Source organism: Streptomyces sp. ActVer (assembly GCF_027270795.1).
In the GTDB taxonomy this organism is placed as follows: Bacteria; Actinomycetota; Actinomycetes; order Streptomycetales; family Streptomycetaceae; genus Streptomyces; species Streptomyces umbrinus_A.
Map to the genome: position 1 here is coordinate 1 of NZ_JAPWHT010000772.1, position 2,558 is coordinate 2,558.

General features: G+C 72.0%; 1 protein-coding gene. It reads right to left on the bottom strand.

Annotated elements, in window-relative coordinates:
• The coding region (locus O3Q52_RS51850) for an Rne/Rng family ribonuclease (RefSeq protein ID WP_269655361.1) at nucleotides 1-2,451 on the bottom strand (2,451 nt) is incomplete at its 3' end.
• Nucleotides 2,452-2,558: the final 107 nt, after the last annotated feature.

Genomic DNA, 2,558 nt, shown 5'->3' on the forward strand with positions numbered 1-2,558 from the left:
CCGGCCTGCACGGCGCCGCGAACGGCCGCCACGCGTGGCCGCGGCCTCCGCCTCGGCGGCACTGCTGTAGAGCTCCTCGTCCGGTACGAACTCGGGCTCGGGCAGCGCGGCAGGCTCGGCGACCTCCGCCGCGACCTCGGCCGCCGTCTCGTCGGGCTCGGCCGACTCCGTCTCGTGCGTGTGCTCGTGCTCGTGGGTCTGCTCGGCGCCGCCACGGCCGCGCTTCTTGCGCTTGCCGCCGCCTCCGGCCGAGGTCGGCTGCTCCATGTGCACGATCACGCCACGGCCGTTGCAGTGGACGCAGGTCTCGGAGAACGACTCCAACAGGCCCTGGCCGACCCGCTTACGGGTCATCTGGACGAGGCCCAGCGAGGTCACCTCGGCGACCTGGTGCTTCGTACGGTCGCGTCCCAGGCACTCCAGGAGGCGGCGCAGCACCAGATCGCGGTTGGACTCCAGGACCATGTCGATGAAGTCGATGACGACGATGCCGCCGAGGTCGCGCAGCCGAAGCTGGCGCACGATCTCCTCGGCCGCCTCCAGGTTGTTCCTGGTGACCGTCTCTTCGAGGTTGCCGCCCTGACCGGTGAACTTGCCGGTGTTGACGTCGATGACGATCATCGCTTCGGTCTTGTCGATGACCAGCGAACCACCGCTCGGCAGCCAGACCTTGCGGTCCAGCGCCTTGGCGAGCTGCTCGTCGATCCGGTACGTCGCGAAGACGTCGACCTCGGAGGTCCACCTCGACAGCCGGTCGGCCAGGTCGGGGGCGACATGGGCAACGTAACCGTGGATGGTGTCCCACGCCTCGTCGCCGCTCACGATGACCTTGGTGAAGTCCTCGTTGAAGATGTCGCGGACGACGCGGACGGTCATGTCCGGCTCGCCGTAGAGCAGCGTCGGGGCGTTGCCGCCCTTCGCCTTCTTCTGGATGTCCTCCCACTGCGCCTGCAGCCGCTCGACGTCACGGCGCAGCTCGTCCTCGCTCGCGCCCTCGGCGGCGGTGCGCACGATGACGCCCGCGTCCTCGGGGACGATCTTCTTGAGGATGGTCTTCAGACGCGCGCGCTCGGTGTCGGGCAGCTTGCGGCTGATGCCGGTCATCGAGCCCTCGGGCACGTAGACCAGGTAGCGGCCGGGGAGGGACACCTGGCTGGTGAGGCGGGCGCCCTTGTGGCCGATCGGGTCCTTGGTGACCTGCACGAGGACCGACTGGCCGGACTTGAGGGCGCTCTCGATACGGCGGGGGCCGTTGGCCATGCCCAGCGCCTCGAAGTTGACCTCACCGGCGTACAGCACGGCGTTGCGGCCCTTGCCGATGTCGATGAAGGCGGCCTCCATCGACGGCAGCACGTTCTGGACCTTGCCCAGGTAGACGTTGCCGACGTACGAGGTGGCCTGCTCCTTGTTGACGTAGTGCTCGACGAGCACGTTGTCTTCCAGGACGCCGATCTGGGTGCGCTCGCCGCTCTGGCGGACGACCATCACGCGCTCGACGGCCTCACGCCGGGCCAGGAACTCGGCCTCGGTGATGATCGGAACGCGGCGGCGGCCCTGCTCGCGCCCCTCGCGGCGGCGCTGCTTCTTGGCCTCCAGGCGGGTCGAGCCCTTGATGGACTGCACCTCGTCCGAGGCGTCGGACCGCTCTTCCTTCTTGCTGCGCGGCTCACGGACCTTGACGACCGTGCGCTCGGGGTCGTTGTCGCCCGACTCGGCCTCGCCGGACGAGTCACCGGCGCGACGACGACGGCGACGGCGGCGCCGGCTGCTGCTGGAGCCGCCCGACTCCTCGCGCTCGTCCTCGGCGTCCTCTTCGGTCTGCTCGGCGGTGTCCTCGGTGTCCTGGGCAGCCTGCTCGGACTGCTCGGCGGCGTAGTCGTCGCCGTCGGCCGACTCGCCGTCCGCCTCGGCGGACTCGCCCCTGCGGCGGCGACGGCCGCCACGACGGCGCCGACGGCGCGAACCGGTCTCCTCGCCGTCGTCACCCTCGGCGGAGTCGTCGGCGGTGTCCTCCGCGGACTCCTCGTCGACGGGCTCCTCCTCGGGCTCGGGGGCCTCCGCCACGGGGGCGGCGGGCTCCTCGGCCTTCCTGCGGCGGCGCCTGCGCGATCCGCCCGTCTCCTCCTCGGCGGCGGGGGCTGCGGCCTCCTGGACCGGCTCCACGACGTCCTCGGGCTCCTCGGCGGCCTCGGCAGCGGCGGCGGCCGCGGCGCGCTCCGGCGTCTGGAACATCGGCTCGGCGAAGACGGGCGCCTGGAACACGGCGACCGCGGGACGCGCGGGACGCCGCGAGGAGTCCTTCTCGGTCTCCGTGCTCTTGTCCGGCGCGGGTGCGGCGAAGCCTCCGGCGGCCTTGCGCGTGGCACGGCGGCGGGCGCGGCGCGGGGCGCCGTCCTCGGCGTCGGCGGTGGTGTCGGCCTCTGGGGCCCGGTCGTTCCTGGCAGCGGCCACGGGGGCCTCCCTGCGCTCGTCGCGGACATCGGCCTCGACGGGCTCTGGTCGATGTCGCCGCCCTTGAGGGCGGGGATGAGGATCTCGCGGGTGCCGAGGTTCGGGCG